Annotated in this window: 15 protein-coding genes; 2 read left to right on the top strand and 13 right to left on the bottom strand. The window is 65.0% G+C overall.

What is annotated here, in order from left to right:
* Positions 1 to 63: 63 nt before the first annotated feature.
* Positions 64 to 987, top strand: a complete 924-nt coding sequence (locus E1742_RS02705) for a LysR family transcriptional regulator (protein WP_134383438.1) — start codon at positions 64 to 66, stop codon at positions 985 to 987.
* Positions 988 to 2,292: 1,305 nt separating this feature from the next.
* Here the strand turns inward: E1742_RS02705 and E1742_RS02700 are convergent.
* From E1742_RS02700 to E1742_RS02680, 5 genes are all read right to left on the bottom strand, one after another.
* Positions 2,293 to 2,718, bottom strand: coding sequence for a GNAT family N-acetyltransferase (locus tag E1742_RS02700; RefSeq protein ID WP_134383437.1), 426 nt, complete (start codon positions 2,716 to 2,718; stop codon positions 2,293 to 2,295).
* A gap of 226 nt (positions 2,719 to 2,944) precedes the next feature.
* Positions 2,945 to 3,940 carry an NADP-dependent oxidoreductase gene (locus tag E1742_RS02695; protein ID WP_134383436.1) on the bottom strand — a complete coding sequence of 332 codons (996 nt, stop codon included), beginning with the start codon at positions 3,938 to 3,940 and terminating at the stop codon, positions 2,945 to 2,947.
* Positions 3,941 to 3,966: 26 nt separating this feature from the next.
* On the bottom strand, positions 3,967 to 4,770 hold the full coding sequence (locus tag E1742_RS02690; protein ID WP_134383435.1) for an SDR family oxidoreductase: 804 nt from the start codon (positions 4,768 to 4,770) through the stop codon (positions 3,967 to 3,969).
* Positions 4,771 to 4,772: 2 nt separating this feature from the next.
* Positions 4,773 to 5,075 carry a Dabb family protein gene (locus E1742_RS02685; RefSeq protein ID WP_134383434.1) on the bottom strand — a complete coding sequence of 101 codons (303 nt, stop codon included), beginning with the start codon at positions 5,073 to 5,075 and terminating at the stop codon, positions 4,773 to 4,775.
* Between the two features lie 10 nt (positions 5,076 to 5,085).
* Complete coding sequence (locus E1742_RS02680; RefSeq protein WP_134383433.1) at positions 5,086 to 6,252, bottom strand: acetyl-CoA C-acyltransferase; 1,167 nt, start codon at positions 6,250 to 6,252, stop codon at positions 5,086 to 5,088.
* Between the two features lie 250 nt (positions 6,253 to 6,502).
* On the opposite strand from E1742_RS02680, the gene E1742_RS02675 reads away from it, so the two are divergent.
* A complete protein-coding gene (locus tag E1742_RS02675) occupies positions 6,503 to 8,209 on the top strand; it encodes an MFS transporter (RefSeq protein ID WP_134383432.1) in 1,707 nt (568 codons plus the stop codon).
* A 219-nt stretch (positions 8,210 to 8,428) separates the two neighbouring features.
* Here the strand turns inward: E1742_RS02675 and nadC are convergent, their stop codons facing one another.
* The 8 genes from nadC to queE form a co-directional block, all read right to left on the bottom strand.
* Positions 8,429 to 9,319, bottom strand: coding sequence for a carboxylating nicotinate-nucleotide diphosphorylase (gene nadC, locus E1742_RS02670; RefSeq protein ID WP_134383431.1), 891 nt, complete (start codon positions 9,317 to 9,319; stop codon positions 8,429 to 8,431).
* A gap of 28 nt (positions 9,320 to 9,347) precedes the next feature.
* Positions 9,348 to 10,460: a quinolinate synthase NadA gene (nadA, locus tag E1742_RS02665; protein WP_134387956.1), complete on the bottom strand. Its 1,113-nt coding sequence runs from the start codon at positions 10,458 to 10,460 to the stop codon at positions 9,348 to 9,350.
* A 52-nt stretch (positions 10,461 to 10,512) separates the two neighbouring features.
* Entirely contained in the window at positions 10,513 to 12,111 is a 1,599-nt protein-coding gene (locus tag E1742_RS02660) for an ABC-F family ATPase (protein WP_134383430.1), read from the bottom strand.
* A 79-nt stretch (positions 12,112 to 12,190) separates the two neighbouring features.
* Positions 12,191 to 13,489, bottom strand: a complete 1,299-nt coding sequence (locus E1742_RS02655) for an NAD(P)/FAD-dependent oxidoreductase (RefSeq protein WP_134383429.1) — start codon at positions 13,487 to 13,489, stop codon at positions 12,191 to 12,193.
* Positions 13,490 to 13,491: 2 nt separating this feature from the next.
* Positions 13,492 to 14,427: a muramoyltetrapeptide carboxypeptidase gene (gene ldcA / locus E1742_RS02650; RefSeq protein WP_134383428.1), complete on the bottom strand. Its 936-nt coding sequence runs from the start codon at positions 14,425 to 14,427 to the stop codon at positions 13,492 to 13,494.
* A 55-nt stretch (positions 14,428 to 14,482) separates the two neighbouring features.
* Positions 14,483 to 15,055, bottom strand: a complete 573-nt coding sequence (tadA, locus tag E1742_RS02645; protein ID WP_259772421.1) for a tRNA adenosine(34) deaminase TadA — start codon at positions 15,053 to 15,055, stop codon at positions 14,483 to 14,485.
* Positions 15,045 to 15,491 (bottom strand): 6-carboxytetrahydropterin synthase QueD, encoded by a 447-nt coding sequence (gene queD, locus E1742_RS02640; RefSeq protein WP_134383426.1) that lies wholly within the window; start codon positions 15,489 to 15,491, stop codon positions 15,045 to 15,047. The genes tadA and queD overlap by 11 nt, the downstream gene beginning before the upstream one ends.
* Before the next feature lie 7 nt (positions 15,492 to 15,498).
* The gene (gene queE, locus E1742_RS02635) at positions 15,499 to 16,134 is read right to left on the bottom strand and encodes a 7-carboxy-7-deazaguanine synthase (protein WP_134383425.1); all 636 of its coding nucleotides are present in this window, start codon (positions 16,132 to 16,134) and stop codon (positions 15,499 to 15,501) included.
* Positions 16,135 to 16,144: the final 10 nt, after the last annotated feature.

Here is a 16,144-nt window from a genome sequence, read left to right as displayed (position 1 = left end):
AGGGCGGGGCCGGCTACTGAAAAAGACCGGTAATCGGTTAGCACTTTCACTCGCGGAGTGAAAATGGTCCGCTTCGAGGATCTGGCGCTGTTCATCCGCACGGCGGCGTGCGGCAGTTTTACCAAGGCGGCGCGCGAGGCCAACCTGCTGCCGGGCCAGGTCAGCGCCGCCATCCAGCGGCTGGAACGGGACCTCGACATCCGCCTGTTCGCCCGCTCCACGCGCAGCCTGCGCCTGACCGACGAGGGCGAGCGCTACCTGCCCTACGCGCGCGAAGCCATCGACCTGCTGCACGCCGGGCGCGACGAACTGCGCCGCAACGACGGGGCATTGAGCGGCACATTGCTGATCGCGGCGCCGTCGGACCTGGGCCGCAACGTGCTGCTGCCGTGGCTGGGCGAGTTCCGCCGCGCGCATCCGCGGCTGGAAGTGCGGCTGCAGCTGTCCGACCAGAATGCGGACGTGTTCCGCGATCCGGTCGACGTGGCGATCCGCTACGGCACGATCGACGACGCCAGCTTCGTCGCCCTGCCGCTGGCACCCGACAACCGCCGCGTGCTGGTCGCGTCACCCGCCTACCTGGAACAGTGCGGCATGCCGCGATCGCTGGACGACCTGAAGAACCACTCATGCCTGCTGTGGCAGCTGGGCGGGCGGCTGTACGACAAATGGGGCTTCCCGGCCGATACTGCGGGCATCAAGGGGAAGCAGACCGTGCAGGTGTCGGGATATCTGGCCAGCGACGATGCCGACGTGGTGCGGCGCTGGGCCGTGGCGGGCGAAGGCATCGCCTACAAATCCTGGCTCGACGTGCGGGCCGACGTGGCGGCGGGCCGGCTGATGGTCGTGCTGCCGGAGCAGCCCGGCGAGGCGGCGCCGCTGCAGCTGATCTGTCCGCACCGGCGGCAGTTTTCTCCTGCCGTGCGGGGGTTGCATGCGTTCCTGCTGGCGCGCCTGGCGCAGGTGCCGGCGGCCGGGAGTGAATGACGTGAGCGCCGCGCTGCCGGCGCGGGGCGGGTTCGCCACGCATGCAACTGGGTGGGCGGCGACAGCGCACGACGATTTGCGCGGCTTCGTCCTGTGCCGATCGGGCTGGCACCCTCCGACGGTGCTGCACTGACTATACGACGGTCGGCTGTCGCCCCATAGCTGCCGTTCACTGCTGAGATCTTAAGGGCGCGGCCTTGCTTGCGAGTTCCCACACATGCTCGAATTCCTTATCCAAGATTTCTTGGTACCCGGACTCGGACAGGTCCAACGGCTCCAATGCAAGCCCACCGCAGGTATCGATGTCGCGCTTAGCATCGTAGTGAAGCAACGTACCAGACTCGTACTGCTCAACTTGTCTAATTACTCGACCATCCGCCGCGACTTCAAAGTACCACCATGAGGTACCCCAATCATCGTGCTGGTCGCCGCGTGTCTCGTTCCAGTGTCGCTTTACATGCTTGAGCATTTTTTGATTAGATTGATGAAAACCATATGTGTTGCGACAGACCGAAACCGCCCATTGCAGCTGTTCGGACAGCGAAACTACATGACACCCCACCACATTTGCCGGGCTCCAGGCTCTGGCTTGAGCTGGTGCGGCATCGATGTCACCGTGTCAAGCAAAGTGCTTACTTCCGCTGGTTTTTTCTCGCGCATCGAAGAAAATCCCGCAGTTTCGAAAATCGCCTGTTTGAAGGCGCTAAGCTCTCTCGCGTTCCAACAAGCGAAGGACCAGGTTCCTGCAGGAAGTACGGTTTTGATAACGTCCATGTCCCATTTATAGCAAATACGCAGCCGTAGCCTATGAACTGGTGAAGGCGCCGAAATAGCGTCGGATGGAAGCCGGAGAAGTCTGACTAAGCCGATCTCGAGACGGGTTCCGCGCCCGTGGTCCGTGACGTCCTCATAGCACGCGATCCCATCTCCATCCTCAGCAAGTACATTGGAGAACCTAGTGGCGGCCCAAAACTCTGCCATGGCGTCGAACGCAATCGGCAAATTTAAGGATGAAAGTTTGAGCGATTTGGCGCGGAGGAAAGATCGAAACTCTTTCTCGACTTGGGAAGAATCTTTTATAAGCATGGGCTAGTTGTAGAAAGAAGGCGAGTCTAACCGGCGGTCCCCGCGACAGTCCGCTTCTGGCCGTTAGCGGACCACATGCAGCCCATCTCCGGCCCTCCGACGCGCCAGCCTGACAAGGCTGCGCTCAGTTCCGTGCTGCGTCGACGTTGTTGTTTACTAAGAGGGAGATATCTTCCTGGGGTTTCGCGGCCGTCTGACAGCCAGATGGCCAGCAGGCCGTCAGAACCCGTGCCGCATCTCGACGTGCGCGATGCCCGCTTCGAAGAACTCGTCGCCAGCCTGGCGGAAGCCGTGCGCCGAATAGAACGGCGCCGCGTGGGTTTGCGCGGACAGTGCCACGCCCATGTGCCCGCGCTTGCGCGCCTGGGCCATCAGTCCTTGCAGCAGCGCGCCGCCGACGCCCGTGCCGCGCGCTTGCGGCAGCACGGCCATGCGGCCGATATGCCCGTCCGGCAGCAGGCGGCCCGTGCCGACCGGCGTGCCGGCGTCATCGTAGGCGACGGCATGCAGGCAGACGGCGTCCTTGTCGTCCATTTCCAGTTCGGCCGGAACGTTCTGTTCTCGCACGAAGACTTCGGTGCGGATGGCGGCGGCGTCCTGGCCCAGCGTGGCCCAGTCGCCGTAGCGGATTTCATGTGTGCTCATGATCGTCTCGAAAACTTTTCAGCGAAAGAAACGATTCTCGCACACCGATGGCCGCTACTGCAACGCCCGAATCGAGCTCGAAGAGAAGCCCGTATCGAGCGCGTATCAAGCCCGCATCGAGCCCGTATCGAGCGCGTATCGAGCGCGTATCGAGCTCGTATCGAGCGCGTATCAAGCCCGCATTGAGCCCGCATCGAGCCCGAATCGAGCCCCGACCAAGCCCGTTTCAGGCCAGCTTGACGAGCTGCTTGCCGAAATTGCGGCCCTTGAGCAGGCCAATGAACGCGTCCGGCGCGGCGGCCAGGCCGTCGGCCACGGACTCGCGGAATTTTAGCTTGCCCTGTGCAACCAGCATGCCCAGTTCCTTCAATCCCTCCGGCCACAGCTCCATGTGCTCGCTGACGATAAAGCCGCGCAACGAGATGCGATTGGTCAGCAGCTGGCGCACGTTGCGCAGCGGGATATCCTCGCCGTTATAGCCGGCGATCATGCCGCACAGGGCAATGCGGGCGAACGCGTTGGTGCGGGCCAGCGCCGCGTCGAACACTTCGCCGCCGACGTTCTCGAAGATCGCGTCGATGCCGTTCGGCGCCGCCGCCTTCAGGTCGGCGCGCAGGTTGCCGGCCTTGTAGTCGATGCAGGCGTCGAAGCCCAGCTCATTGACGACGTAATCGCATTTCTCCTTGCCGCCGGCGATGCCGATGGCGCGGCAGCCACGCAGCTTCGCCAGCTGGCCGACAACGCTGCCCACGGCGCCGCTGGCGGCCGAGACGCAGATCGTCTCGCCCTGCTTGGCCTGCATGATCTGCGTCAGGCCGTACCACGCCGTCATGCCCGGCATGCCCACGGGGCCAAGGTAGGCGGACAGCGGAATGTGCGTCGTATCGACCTTGCGCATATCGCTGCCGTCGGAGACGGACATTTCGGTCCAGCCGCCCATGCCGACGACGAAGTCGCCTTCGGCGAATTTCGGATGCTTCGATTCGACCACCTGGCCGACGGTGCCGCCGATCATCGTCTCGTCCAGCGGCTGCGGCGCCGCGTAGCTTTTCGCCTCGCTCATGCGCCCGCGCATGTACGGGTCGAGCGACAGGAAATGGTTGCGCACCAGGACCTGGCCATCGGCCAGGGCCGGCACATCCGCCGTTTCAAGACGGAAGTTGTCGGGGGTGACCTCCGCCTGCGGGCGGGAGGCCAGTACCATGCGTTGGAATGTCGTCATTGTTGTCCTAGGTAGGTTAAACAAGGTTAAACGGCGGAGACGCCGCCGTCGACGGCCAGGATCTGGCCGGTGATGTGGCGGCCGGCATCGGAGGCGAACAGCACCACGGCGCCTTTCAGGTCCTCGTCGGAACCCAGGCGGCCCAGCGGCGCTTCGGCCATCAGCCGGTCGCCCATCGCCTGCAGCACGCCCGCGCTCATCTTCGACGGGAAGAAGCCCGGCGCGATGGCGTTCACATTGATGCCGTGCGCGCCCCACTCGCCCGCAAGGGCGCGCGTGAAGTTGATGACGGCGCCCTTGCTGGTATTGTACGCAATCGTCTTCATCGTGCCCGGCGGGTTGCCGGCCAGGCCGGCGATCGACGCGATATTGATGATGCGGCCCTGGCCGCGCGGGATCATCGAACGTTTCGCCACGGCCTGCGACAGCAGGAACACGGACCGCACGTTCAGGTTCATCACCTTGTCCCAAGCCTCGCTCGGCATGTCCTCGGCCGGCGCGCCCCAGCTGGCGCCTGCGTTATTGACGAGGATGTCGATATGGCCCAGCTTCCCGATGGCGGCCTGCGCCAGCGCGTCGGCCGCGCCATCCTGGCCCAGGTCCGCGGCGATGGCGTAGGCCGTGATGCCGCGTGCCGTCAAGGTGGCGACGGCATCGTCGAGTTCGTTCTGCTTGCGCGCGGCCACGACGACCGTTGCCCCCTGTTCGCCCAGGGCGAGCGCCATTTGCAGGCCCAGGCCGCGCGAGCCGCCCGTGACCAGTGCCGTTTTGCCTTCCAGGCTGAAAAGCTCGCGGGTCGTGCGTACAGTGGTGTTTTCAAATGCGGTCATCGTCATACCTCGTAGTCCATGCATTGGCGGCCTTCGCGTACGGCGGCGAAGAAGGGTTTGAGTGCGACGTGCTGCGGGTGTTCCTGGTAGGCGTCCAGCGCGGCCTTGTCCGCGAACTCGGAGTACAGCACGACGTCGTACGTCGCTTCCAGGTCCGGCGTCGCCAGTCCCACCTCCAGCTTCAGGATGCCCGGCACGATGCCCGCGCAGGCTTCCAGCAGTTCCTTCATCTTGCGGGCGTTGGCGGCGCGGCCCGCGCCTTCCGCCTCGTCCTTGAGCTTCCACATCACGATATGCTTGATCACATGCCCTCCGTCAGACGATTTCAAACAGGCCGGCGGCACCTTGGCCGCCGCCGATGCACATGGTGACGACGACATACTTCACGCCGCGCCGCTTGCCTTCCAGCAGCGCATGCCCCGTCAGGCGGGCACCGGAAACACCGTACGGGTGGCCCACGGCGATGGCGCCGCCGTTCACGTTCAGGCGGTCCATCGGGATGCCCAGCTTGTCGGCGCAATAGAGCACCTGAACGGCGAAGGCCTCGTTCAGTTCCCACAGGCCGATGTCGGCCACGGTCAGGCCGGCCTTCTTCAGCAGTTTCGGCACGGCGTAGACGGGACCGATGCCCATTTCGTCCGGTTCGCAGCCCGCCACGGCAAAGCCGCGGAAGATCCCCAGTGGCTGCAGGCCTTTCGCGGCGGCGGCCTGCGCGCTCATCACGATGGCCACCGATGCGCCGTCGGAGAACTGGCTGGCATTGCCGGCGCTGACGACGCCACCCGGCAGCGCCGTGCGGATTTTACTCACCGCCTCGAGCGTCGTGTCGGCGCGGATGCCTTCGTCGGCGGCGATCGTGACCTCGCGCGTACCCAGCTTGTCGGCCACGCCCATGACGGTTGTCATCGGCACGATTTCCGCATCGAACAGTCCCGCGGCCTGGGCGGCGGCGGCGCGCTGCTGGCTGCGCACGCCATATTCGTCCTGGCGGTCCTTGCCGATGTTGTAGCGCCTGGCCACGATCTCCGCCGTCTGCAGCATCGGCAGGTAGATTTCCGGCTTGTTCTGCTTCAGCCAGACTTCCCGGTACATGTGCATGTTCATCTCCTGCTGCACGCAGGAGATCGACTCGACGCCGCCGGCTGCGTAGATGTCGCCCTCGCCGGCCACGATGCGCTGCGCGGCCGTGGCAATGGTCTGCAGGCCCGAGGAACAGAAACGGTTGATCGTCATGCCCGCCGTGGTGACGGGGCAGCCGGCGCGCAGCGCGATCTGGCGGGCAATATTGCCGCCCGTGGCGCCTTCCGGATTGGCGCAACCGATCAGCACGTCTTCCACTTCGCCCGGTTCGATACCGGCGCGGGCAATGGCCGCCGCCAGCGCATGGCCGCCCAGGGTGGCGCCATGCGTCATGTTGAACGCGCCTTTCCAGGACTTGGCCAGCCCGGTGCGGGCGGTCGATACGATAACGGCATCTGGCATGAAAGTCTCCTTTGTTATTGGACTGTAATCATTCCAGCATAGCACAAGCCCCGGCAATTAAGCACGGTCGTTCGTTAAACTTTTTTGGCCTTACAGCCCGTCAGTTTCGCGTAAGTTTCAAGCAAGAATGACGTAAGTTTCACGGACCAGACTCGATCGGGCCGAACGACCATCATGCAGCAGAATCGGGCGGCACCCTTCCAATAGCAATGGGGCCACCGGCAGGTGAGCGCCGTCAAGGAGACAAAAAATGGCTATCACAAATGGCGCCGCGGACGCGCGGAACCTGGGGAGCAAAGGCAAGGCGACACCGATGACGAAGGAAGAGCGCAAGGTCATCTTCGCGTCGTCGCTGGGCACCGTGTTCGAGTGGTACGACTTCTACCTGTACGGCGCGCTGGCGTCGATCATCGCCAAGCAGTTTTTCATCGGCGACCCCACCACCACCTTCATCTTCGCGCTGCTGGCCTTCGCGGCCGGTTTCATCGTGCGGCCGTTCGGCGCCATCGTCTTCGGCCGCCTGGGGGACATGATCGGCCGTAAGTACACGTTCCTCGTGACGATCCTGATCATGGGCCTGTCCACGTTCATCGTCGGCCTGCTGCCGAGCCACGCGTCGATCGGCGTCGCCGCGCCCATCATCCTCGTCACCCTGCGCATCCTGCAGGGCCTCGCGCTGGGCGGCGAATACGGCGGCGCGGCCACCTACGTGGCCGAGCACGCGCCGCATGGCAAAAGGGGGCTGTTCACGTCGTGGATCCAGACCACGGCCACAATGGGACTGTTCATGTCCCTGCTGGTCATCCTGGGCACCCGCCTTGCCGTCGGCGAGGAAGACTTCGCGGCGTGGGGCTGGCGCATTCCGTTCCTGCTCTCCGTGCTGCTGCTGGGTATCTCGGTGTGGATCAGGATGTCGATGCAGGAGTCGCCAGCCTTTGCCAAGATGAAGGCCGAGGGCAAGACGTCCAAGGCCCCGCTGTCGGAAGCGTTCGGCAAATGGGGCAACCTGAAGATCGTCATCCTGGCGCTGGTCGGCCTGACGATGGGCCAGGCAGTGGTCTGGTACACGGGGCAGTTCTACGCACTGTTCTTCATGCAGCAGACCTTGAAGATCGAGCTGGCAACGGCCAACATCCTGATCGCCATCGCCCTGTTGCTGGCGACGCCGTTCTTCATCTTCTTCGGCGCCCTGTCGGACCGGATCGGGCGCAAATGGATCATCCTGGGCGGCTGCCTGATCGCGGCGGCCACCTACTTCCCGCTGTTCAAGGGCCTGACCCACTACGGCAATCCGGCACTGGAAGCGGCGCTGCAGAACTCCCCGGTCGTCGTCGTGGCCGATCCCGCGTCGTGCCACTTCCAGTTCAAGCTGACGGGCACGGAGAAATTCCCGTCGTCGTGCGACATCGCCACGGCAGCGCTGTCGGCCGCATCCGTCAACTACACGCGCCAGGACGCGCCGGCCGGCGCTATCGCGAAAATCAAAGTGGGGGACAAGGAAGTCACGTCGTTCGACGCCGTGATGCAGCCGACCGGCAGCGACTTCGACGCGGCCAGTAACGAGCGAGAAAAAGCGTTCAAGAAGGAAGTGGGTGCGGCCATCAAGGCGGCCGGCTACCCCGCCAAGGCGGACCCGGACCAGATCAACAAGCCGATGATGGTACTGCTGCTGTTCATCCTGGTGCTGTACGTGACGATGGTGTACGGCCCGATCGCCGCGATGCTGGTCGAGATGTTCCCCACCAAGATCCGGTATACGTCGATGTCGCTGCCGTATCACATCGGCAACGGCTGGTTCGGCGGGCTGCTGCCCACCACCGTGTTCGCGCTGGTCGCGTTCAAGGGCGATATCTACTTCGGCTTGTGGTATCCGATCGGCGTTGCGCTGATCACCCTGGTGATCGGCGCGATCTTCATCCGCGAGACCAAGGACCGGGATATCTACGCGGGGGATTGACGGGGGCGGCTGAGGCAGCTGGCGTCTGTCCCTGCTAAGTGGCGGCTCAGACGCTGGTTGTCAGCGTCACCAGGGGACTGACCCCGGTTTTCAGCCAGCGTCTCGACGGCGCGGGCAAGAAACCGGGGTCAGTCCCCTTGTCACGCCTGCGGATGCATCAAATGTCGCCACTGACCGGGGACAGACCCCAGCGGCGCAGCGGCCGATGACACTCCCACGCTAGCCCAGCGCGGATCCGACGATCCGCAGCGAGAAGTCGGTCGCGCGCACGTCTTTCGTCAATGCACCGATGGAGATGCGGTGCACGCCCGTTTCGGCGATCGCCCGCACGGTATCGAAGTTGACGCCGCCGGAGGCTTCCAGCAATGCCCTGCCGCGGTTGATCTGGACGGCCGCGCGCATGTTCTCCAGGCTGAAATTGTCCAGCAGGATCGACGTGGCGCCCACGGCCAGCGCTTCGTCCAGCTGGTCCAGCGTTTCGACTTCGACCTGGATCGACACCTGCGCGCGGTTATCGGCAGCCACTCTTTTCGCCGCCGCCAGTGCAGCCGTGATGCCGCCCGCCGCCGCGATATGGTTTTCCTTGATCAGGATGCCGTCGTACAGCGCCAGTCGCTGGTTCTGGCCGCCGCCGACGCGCACGGCATACTTCTGCGCCAGGCGCAGGCCCGGCAAGGTCTTGCGCGTGTCGAGGATGGCGGCGGTGGTGCCGGCGATGGCGTCGACATAACGGCGCGTGGCCGTGGCAACACCCGACAGCAGCTGCATGAAGTTCAGCGCCGAGCGCTCGGCCGTCAGGATGGCGCGGGCCGGACCGACCATCGTGCAGACGGGAGAATCGGCCGTCATCACGTCGCCTTCGGCGTAATGCCACTCGATGCCGATGGCCGGGTCGAGCGCATGCATGATGCCTTCGAACCACGGCGCACCGCACAGCACCGCTTCCTCGCGCACGATGACGCGGGCCGTCGCGCGGGCGCCCTCCGGCACCAGCTGGCCCGTCAGGTCGCCCGTGCCGACATCTTCCAGCAATGCGGCCAGCAGATTCGATTCATACGCCTTCGTCAACGCCGCGTCAAACGGGGCATAGGGATTCAACAACGTGCTCATTTCTTGTCCTTGTGATGGAGCGCCCGTATCAGGCGGGGCCGATGCCGGAGAACAGCTTCGATTCCTGCGCCAGGTCGGCCCCCGGCGCAACCTTCGCCTTTTTCGCCGCCGCGAAATCGAGCATGCGGTTAATGGAGCGCTGCGCCTGGCGGCCCACTTCCGGATCCACGTGGATCTCGTTGCTCATGTTTTCCAGCACGTCCACCAGGTTGCGCAACCCGTTCATCGCCATCCACGGGCAGTGCGCACAGCTCTTGCACGTGGCGCTGTTGCCCGCCGTCGGCGCTTCGATGAACGTCTTGCCCGGCGCGGCGTTCTTCATCTTGTGCAGGATGCCGTTGTCGGTGGCAACGATGAAGGTGTCCGCGTCCATCGACACCGCGGCGGCGATCAGCTGCGACGTCGATCCGACCACGTCCGCCTGCTCGACCACGTTGGCGGGCGACTCCGGGTGCACCAGCACTTTCGCGTGCGGGTATTCGGCCTTCAGCAGGTCCAGCTCCACGCCCTTGAATTCGTCGTGCACGAGGCAGGAGCCCTGCCACAGCAGCATGTCCGCGCCCGTCTTCTTCTGGATGTAGGAACCCAGGTGCTTGTCCGGCGCCCACAGGATCTTCTTGCCCTGCTCGTGCAGGTGCTGCACGATATCCAGGCCGATCGAGGACGTCACCATCCAGTCCGCGCGGGCCTTCACGGCCGCGCTGGTGTTGGCGTAGACGACGACGGTGCGGTCCGGATGCTGGTCGCAGAATGCCGCGAACTCCTCCGGCGGGCAGCCCAGGTCCAGCGAGCAGGTCGCGTCCAGGTCCGGCATCAGGACCGTCTTTTCCGGGCTGAGGATTTTTGACGTCTCGCCCATGAATTTCACGCCGGCGACGACCAGCGTCGTTGCCGGATGATCGCGGCCGAAGCGCGCCATCTCCAGCGAGTCGGAGACGCAGCCACCCGTTTCCTCGGCCAGGTCCTGCAGGTCCGCGTCGACATAGTAATGCGCCACCAGCACCGCTTCGCGTTCGCGCAGCAGCGTGCGGATGCGTTCCTTCAGCAGGATCTTTTCGTCGGCCGGCACAGGTGCCGGTGTGCGCGCCCATGCATGCGCCACGCAGCTGCCGCCCTGCCGGTTCTCTTCCAGCAGGGGCATTTCATATTCAACGGTCTTGATGGGAATGGCTGTGGCAGTCACGCGATGCTCCTTAGTCGATGCCCTGGCTGGTCAGATACTCTTCGTAGTTGCCGCGGAAGTCGACGACTTCGTTTTCCTTGATCTCGATGATGCGGTTCGCCAGCGACGACACGAATTCGCGGTCGTGCGAAACGAAGATCAGGGTGCCGGCATACTTGTCGAGCGCGATATTGAGCGACTCGATCGATTCCATGTCCATGTGGTTGGTCGGTTCGTCCAGCAGCAGCACGTTGTGACGGCCCAGCATCAGCTTGCCATACATCATCCTGCCCTTCTCACCACCCGACAGCACGCGCACGGACTTCTTCACCTCGTCGCCGCCGAACAGCAGGCGGCCCAGGATGGAACGCACGGCCTGGTCGTCGTCGCCTTCCTGCGTCCAGTTGCCCATCCAGTCCGTCAACGTGGCGTCGGTGGCGAATTCCTCGGTCGGATCCTGCGGCATGTAGCCCACGTTGGCGTTCTCGGCCCACTTGACGCGGCCCGTGTCCGGCTGCAGGTTGGCGATTTCGCCGGCGATACAGCGCAGCATCGTCGTTTTACCGGCACCGTTGGCGCCGATGATGGCGATGCGCTCGCCCGCTTCGACCATGATCGAGAAGTTCTTGAACAGGGTCTTGTCATACGTTTTCGAGATGTTTTCCACCTCGACCGCCAGGCGGTGCAGCTTCTTCTCGCCGTCGAAGCGCACGAACGGATAGGCGCGCGAGGATGGTTTGATATCCTCGACCTTGATCTTGTCGATCATCTTGGCGCGCGACGTGGCCTGGCGTGCCTTGGACTTGTTGGCCGAGAAGCGGCGCACGAAGTCCTGCAGTTCGGCGACCTTATCCTTGGCCTTGGCGTTGTTGGCCAGCTGCTGGTTGCGTGCCTGCGTCGACGCCAGCATGTAGTCGTCGTAATTGCCCGGATAGATCTTCAGCGTGCCGTAGTCCATGTCGGCCACGTGGGTGCAGACCTGGTTCAGGAAGTGACGATCGTGGGAAATGATGATCATCGTGGAATTGCGCTGATTCAGCACGTCCTCCAGCCAGCGGATCGTGTGGATGTCCAGGTTATTGGTCGGTTCGTCGAGCAGCAGGATGTCCGGATTCGAGAACAGCGCCTGCGCCAGCAGCACGCGCAGCTTCCAGCCCGGCGCCACGGCGCTCATCGGACCGTGGTGCAGGTCGATCGACACGCCGGCGCCCAGCAGCAGTTCGCCCGCGCGCGCTTCGGCCGTGTAGCCGTCGTATTCCGCCACTTTGCCTTCCAGCTCGGCCGCCTTCATGTAGTCGTCGTCGGTCGCTTCCGGATTCGCGTAGATCGCGTCGCGTTCGGCCATGGTGGCCCACATCTCGGTGTGGCCCATCATGACGACATCGAGCACGCGCATCTCTTCGTACGCGAACTGGTCCTGGCGCAGCTTGCCCAGCCGTTCGTTCACGTCCAGCATGACGTTACCGGCCGACGGTTCCAGGTCGCCGCCGAGGATTTTCATGAACGTGGACTTGCCGCAGCCGTTGGCGCCGATCAGGCCGTAACGGTTGCCGTCGCCGAACTTGACGGAGATATTCTCGAACAGCGGCTTGGCGCCGAATTGCATGGTGATGTTAGCGGTGGATAGCACTGATGAGCCCTTAAGACGGAGGTTGCAAGTAACCGGGCATTTTACCATTCTTGCGCAGGCAGGGCGCGGTCCGTTCGCGTCAGCGCGGTCGCGCGAGCCGACGTTCGCATAGCCGGTCCCGCAACATCTCATACCAATACGTCAGTTGCGCCGCGCCCAGGCCGAACGGCCCGCCCGCATGCGGCAGCCCCCAGCGGCGGAAGCCTTCCAGCGCAGCGCAATCGCCCAGCAGCGCCGCCGCCAGCAGTTCGCCGCACAAGGTCGTCGGCGCCACGCCGTGGCCGCCAAAGCCGCTGCCGTACCACAGCCCGTCGGGCAGGCGGCCCATCTGCGGCATGCGGTGGCGCCCGTAGCTCATCAAGCCACTCCACGCATGGTCGACGCGGGTACCGGCCAGTTGCGGATAGACGCGCAGCATGTCGCGGTACAGCAGCCGCGCCACGTCGGCGGCGCTGCGTTCGCGCACGGCGATGCGTCCGCCCCACAGCAGCCGCGTGTCCGGCAGCGGGCGGTAGTAGTCGAAAGCGAAGCGGGTGTCGTAGATGGCGGCCGATGTCGCCAGCACGGTGGCCAGGCGCCCGCCCAGCGGCTCGGTGGTCATGATGTAGGTGGCAATCGGCAGCGTGGCCGCCGCCAGCCTGCCGTGCAGGCGGCCCAGGTAGCCGCCGCCACACAGCACCACGTCGCGCGCGGCGACGCTGCCCTGCGGCGTGCGCACCCGCCAGCCGGCGCCTTCCCGAACGATGCCCGTAACGGCGCTGCGTTCATGCACGCGGACCCCGGCATCGGTCAGTACGCGGGCCAGTCCAAGGGTGTACTTCAGCGGATGAAAGTGAAAGGCATCGGGTTCGTACAGCGCGCCGTGATAGCGGTCGGTGCGGGCCAGCGCGGCGAAGCCGGCCTTGCCGACGTAGGTCCACTCCACGCCCAGCTGCTCGCGCATGAAGCGGCGGCGCGCGTCGAGGATGCGCTCATCCGGAAACCAGTTGGCGAGATAAACGCCGCCATGCACCGCGTCGCAGGCGATGCCCAGGCGGTCGATGCGGCGGCGGATCAGCTCCACGGCATCGAGCGTCAGACGGTACAGCTTTCTGCCGTCGGCGGGGCCATGCGCCCGCAGCAGCGCGTCCTCGCCCAGCGAGAAGCCGCCGAAGACGAAGCCACCGTTGCGGCCGGACGCGCCGTGGCCGACGGTTGCCGCTTCCAGCACGACAGTACCGGCGGCGCCGCGCTCCAGCAGCGACAGCGCGGTACCAAGGCCCGCGAAGCCGGCGCCGACGATGCAGACGTCGGCGGTGGTGTCGCCCTGCAATGGCGGCCAGGCCGCATTGTCCGCCGTCGCCTGGTAGTAAGTCAGGGTGGACGGCGGCGTGCCCATGGCTACAGGCCCGGGTGGTCCAGCGTGGGGTAATCGCTGACGGTCAGGTCGAATCCCGATTCGTCCGAGACGAGATGCGCCCGGCCGCCGAACGGCAGGGTGCAGCGGTGCCGCACGTGGCCGAATGGCAGTCCCGTCAGGACGGGCAGCGGCAGCGTCTCGCGCAGGTAGGCCAGCATCGTGTCGAAATCGTAGCCATTGTCGGCCGGCGCCAGGCGGTAGCCCGAGAAGTCGCCCAGCACCAGCGCCCGCTGGCCGGCCAGCGCGCCGGAGTACAGCAGTTGCAGCACCATGCGCTCGACGCGGTACGGGTGCTCGTTGATATCTTCCAGGAAGACGATACCGCCCTCGATGCGGGGGAAGTACGGCGTGCCGGCCAGATGCGTCAGCATGGCCAGGTTGCCGCCCCAAAGCGTGCCTTCGATGTCGACGCGGGGATTGCCGCAGGCCTCGCCGCGCACGCGGTGCGTGGGCCCGCGCAGGCAGTCCCAGAACTGGCACAGCGTGTAGTCGACCGGCTCGTCGCGGATGAAATCGTCGCAGACCATCGGGCCGGCGAAGCTCTTGCGGCCTGTGGCCTGCAGCAGTGCGCAGTTGAACGCCGTGAAGTCGCTGTAGCCGACAAACAGTTTGCCGCTGTCGGCCATCGCGCGAAAGTCGATGTGCGGCAGGATGCGCGACAGGCCGTACTGGCCGCGCAGCGCGACGACGACCTGCACGTCCGGATCGGCGGCCGCCGCGTTCAGCTGCGCCAGGCGCCCCGCGTCCGTGCCGCCGAAACGCAGGTGCTTGTGCGCGCTGTCGTAATAGTTATGGACGATGCAGCCCTGCTGCTGTAGCCGTTCGATGCCGCGCGCCAGCAGCGCGTCGTCCAGCGCGTAGCCACCCGGCGCGGCGATGGCGATGCCGACGCCTTTGGGAAAATGTGAAGTGCTCAAGTTAGCCCGTGGGAGTATCCGTGACCGCCCATCTTAACCCCGCGCGGGGCAGGCATCAAGGCTGGCCGGCCGGACCCTGAACGAGATCGTCGACGGGGTTGTCGATGACGCCGGCAACCGCCCCTTCGCCCCGGGCCGCCCTGGCGGCCGCCCGCCGCGCAGCGAAGAAGCCGCGCAGCAGGTCCGCGCAGTCGCCGGCCAGCACGCCGCCGACGGCCTGCGTGTGGTGGTTCAGTTGTGCCGATTCGTACAGGTTGACGACGGAACCGGCGGCGCCCGTCTTCGGATCCGGCGCGCCGAAAACGACGCGGGCCAGGCGCGCGTGCATCATCGCGCCGGAACACATGACGCAAGGCTCCAGCGTGACGTATAGCTCACAGCCAGGCAGCCGGTAGTTGCCGAGCGCCCTGGCCGCGGCGCGCAGCGCGACGATTTCCGCGTGCGCCGTCGGATCGTGGCCGGCGATGGGCTGATTGAAGCCCGTGGCAATGACGACGCCGTCCTTGACGACGACGGCCCCCACGGGCACTTCGCCGAGGTCCCATGCGCGCTGCGCCTCGGCCAGGGCGGCACGCATGAACGCCTCCTCCGGCGTGGCGGCAGGCGTCGGGACAGGCTCAGTCTTCAACGATTTCAGCCCAGCAGTTCGGCGTTTCGTGCAGCACCAGCTTGTGCAGGTGCAGGCCGGTGCCGTAGCGGTCCTTGAACGCCGCTTTCAGGATGCCGAACGCGACCGCAGCCAGGTTTTCCACGGTCGGGATGCGGTCGATGACGACGGTTTTATGGTCCGGCAGCGAGGCCAGGAATTCCTTGACCGCGTGATCCTTCTCGTAGACGAGGAAGGCGTGGTCCCAGACGTCGACCAGGTGCGCCTTGGCGATGGCCTTGACGTCGGAAAAATCCATGATCATGCCGTTGTCGGAATTGCCTTCCGCCGTGATGACCTGGCCCGTCAGCGTGATCTCCAGCGTGTAGCGGTGGCCGTGCAGGTTGCGACACTGGCTCTTATGGTCGGGGATCCGGTGGCCGGCGTCGAATTCGAGTTTGCGGGTAATGGTCAGCATGGGGTACTTACGGAATGTTCAGCAGTTTGTGGGTCTGCAGGCTCAGCTTCCATTTCGGATTGGCCTTGCAGGTGTCGATGGCCAGCGTGGTGTTGAAGGCGGCCAGCGGGCCGTCCATCGGCTGGACGAAGAAATGGTCGAAATCGAGTCCTTCGTAGTCGGCCAGGTTCTGGTCCTTCTGCGGAATCACGACTTTCAGTTCGCTGCCCTTGTGCACGACCAGCTTCGAGCCCGCTTTCGGGCTGACGCAGATCCAGTCGACGCCGGGCGGCACGGCAATGGTGCCGTTGGTCTCGATGGCAATGGTGAAGCCGGCCGCGTGCATGGCGTCGATCAGCGCGCCGTCCAGCTGCAGCAGCGGCTCGCCGCCCGTGAAGACGACGTACTTGCTGGCGGTATGCGTGGTGGGCCAGAGCCCGTCGATGACGGCGGCCAGCGCCTCGGGCGTGGCGAATTTACCACCGCGCTCGCCGTCCGTGCCGACGAAATCGGTGTCGCAGAACTGGCAGACGGCGCTGGCGCGGTCGCTTTCGCGGCCGGTCCACAGATTGCAGCCGGCGAAGCGGCAGAACACGGCGGGACGCCCGGCATGGGCTCCTTCCCCCTGCAACGTGTAGAAAATCTCTTTGATACTGTAAGTCACTATAATTCCT

The sequence above is a fragment of the Pseudoduganella plicata genome (assembly GCF_004421005.1).
Taxonomy (GTDB): domain Bacteria; phylum Pseudomonadota; class Gammaproteobacteria; order Burkholderiales; family Burkholderiaceae_D; genus Rugamonas; species Rugamonas plicata.
This window is presented reverse-complemented; position numbering and strand designations above follow the sequence as displayed.

Coding starts and splice junctions, on each gene's coding strand:
- nadC (WP_134383431.1), bottom strand. CDS start 9,319: ATGAGCACGTTGTTGAATCCCTATGCCCCGTTTGACGCGGCGTTGACG.
- queD (WP_134383426.1), bottom strand. CDS start 15,491: ATGCTGACCATTACCCGCAAACTCGAATTCGACGCCGGCCACCGGATC.
- E1742_RS02680 (WP_134383433.1), bottom strand. CDS start 6,252: ATGCCAGATGCCGTTATCGTATCGACCGCCCGCACCGGGCTGGCCAAG.
- E1742_RS02655 (WP_134383429.1), bottom strand. CDS start 13,489: ATGGGCACGCCGCCGTCCACCCTGACTTACTACCAGGCGACGGCGGAC.
- E1742_RS02700 (WP_134383437.1), bottom strand. CDS start 2,718: ATGAGCACACATGAAATCCGCTACGGCGACTGGGCCACGCTGGGCCAG.
- E1742_RS02675 (WP_134383432.1), top strand. CDS start 6,503: ATGGCTATCACAAATGGCGCCGCGGACGCGCGGAACCTGGGGAGCAAA.
- E1742_RS02705 (WP_134383438.1), top strand. CDS start 64: ATGGTCCGCTTCGAGGATCTGGCGCTGTTCATCCGCACGGCGGCGTGC.
- nadA (WP_134387956.1), bottom strand. CDS start 10,460: ATGCCCCTGCTGGAAGAGAACCGGCAGGGCGGCAGCTGCGTGGCGCAT.
- E1742_RS02695 (WP_134383436.1), bottom strand. CDS start 3,940: ATGACGACATTCCAACGCATGGTACTGGCCTCCCGCCCGCAGGCGGAG.
- E1742_RS02690 (WP_134383435.1), bottom strand. CDS start 4,770: ATGACCGCATTTGAAAACACCACTGTACGCACGACCCGCGAGCTTTTC.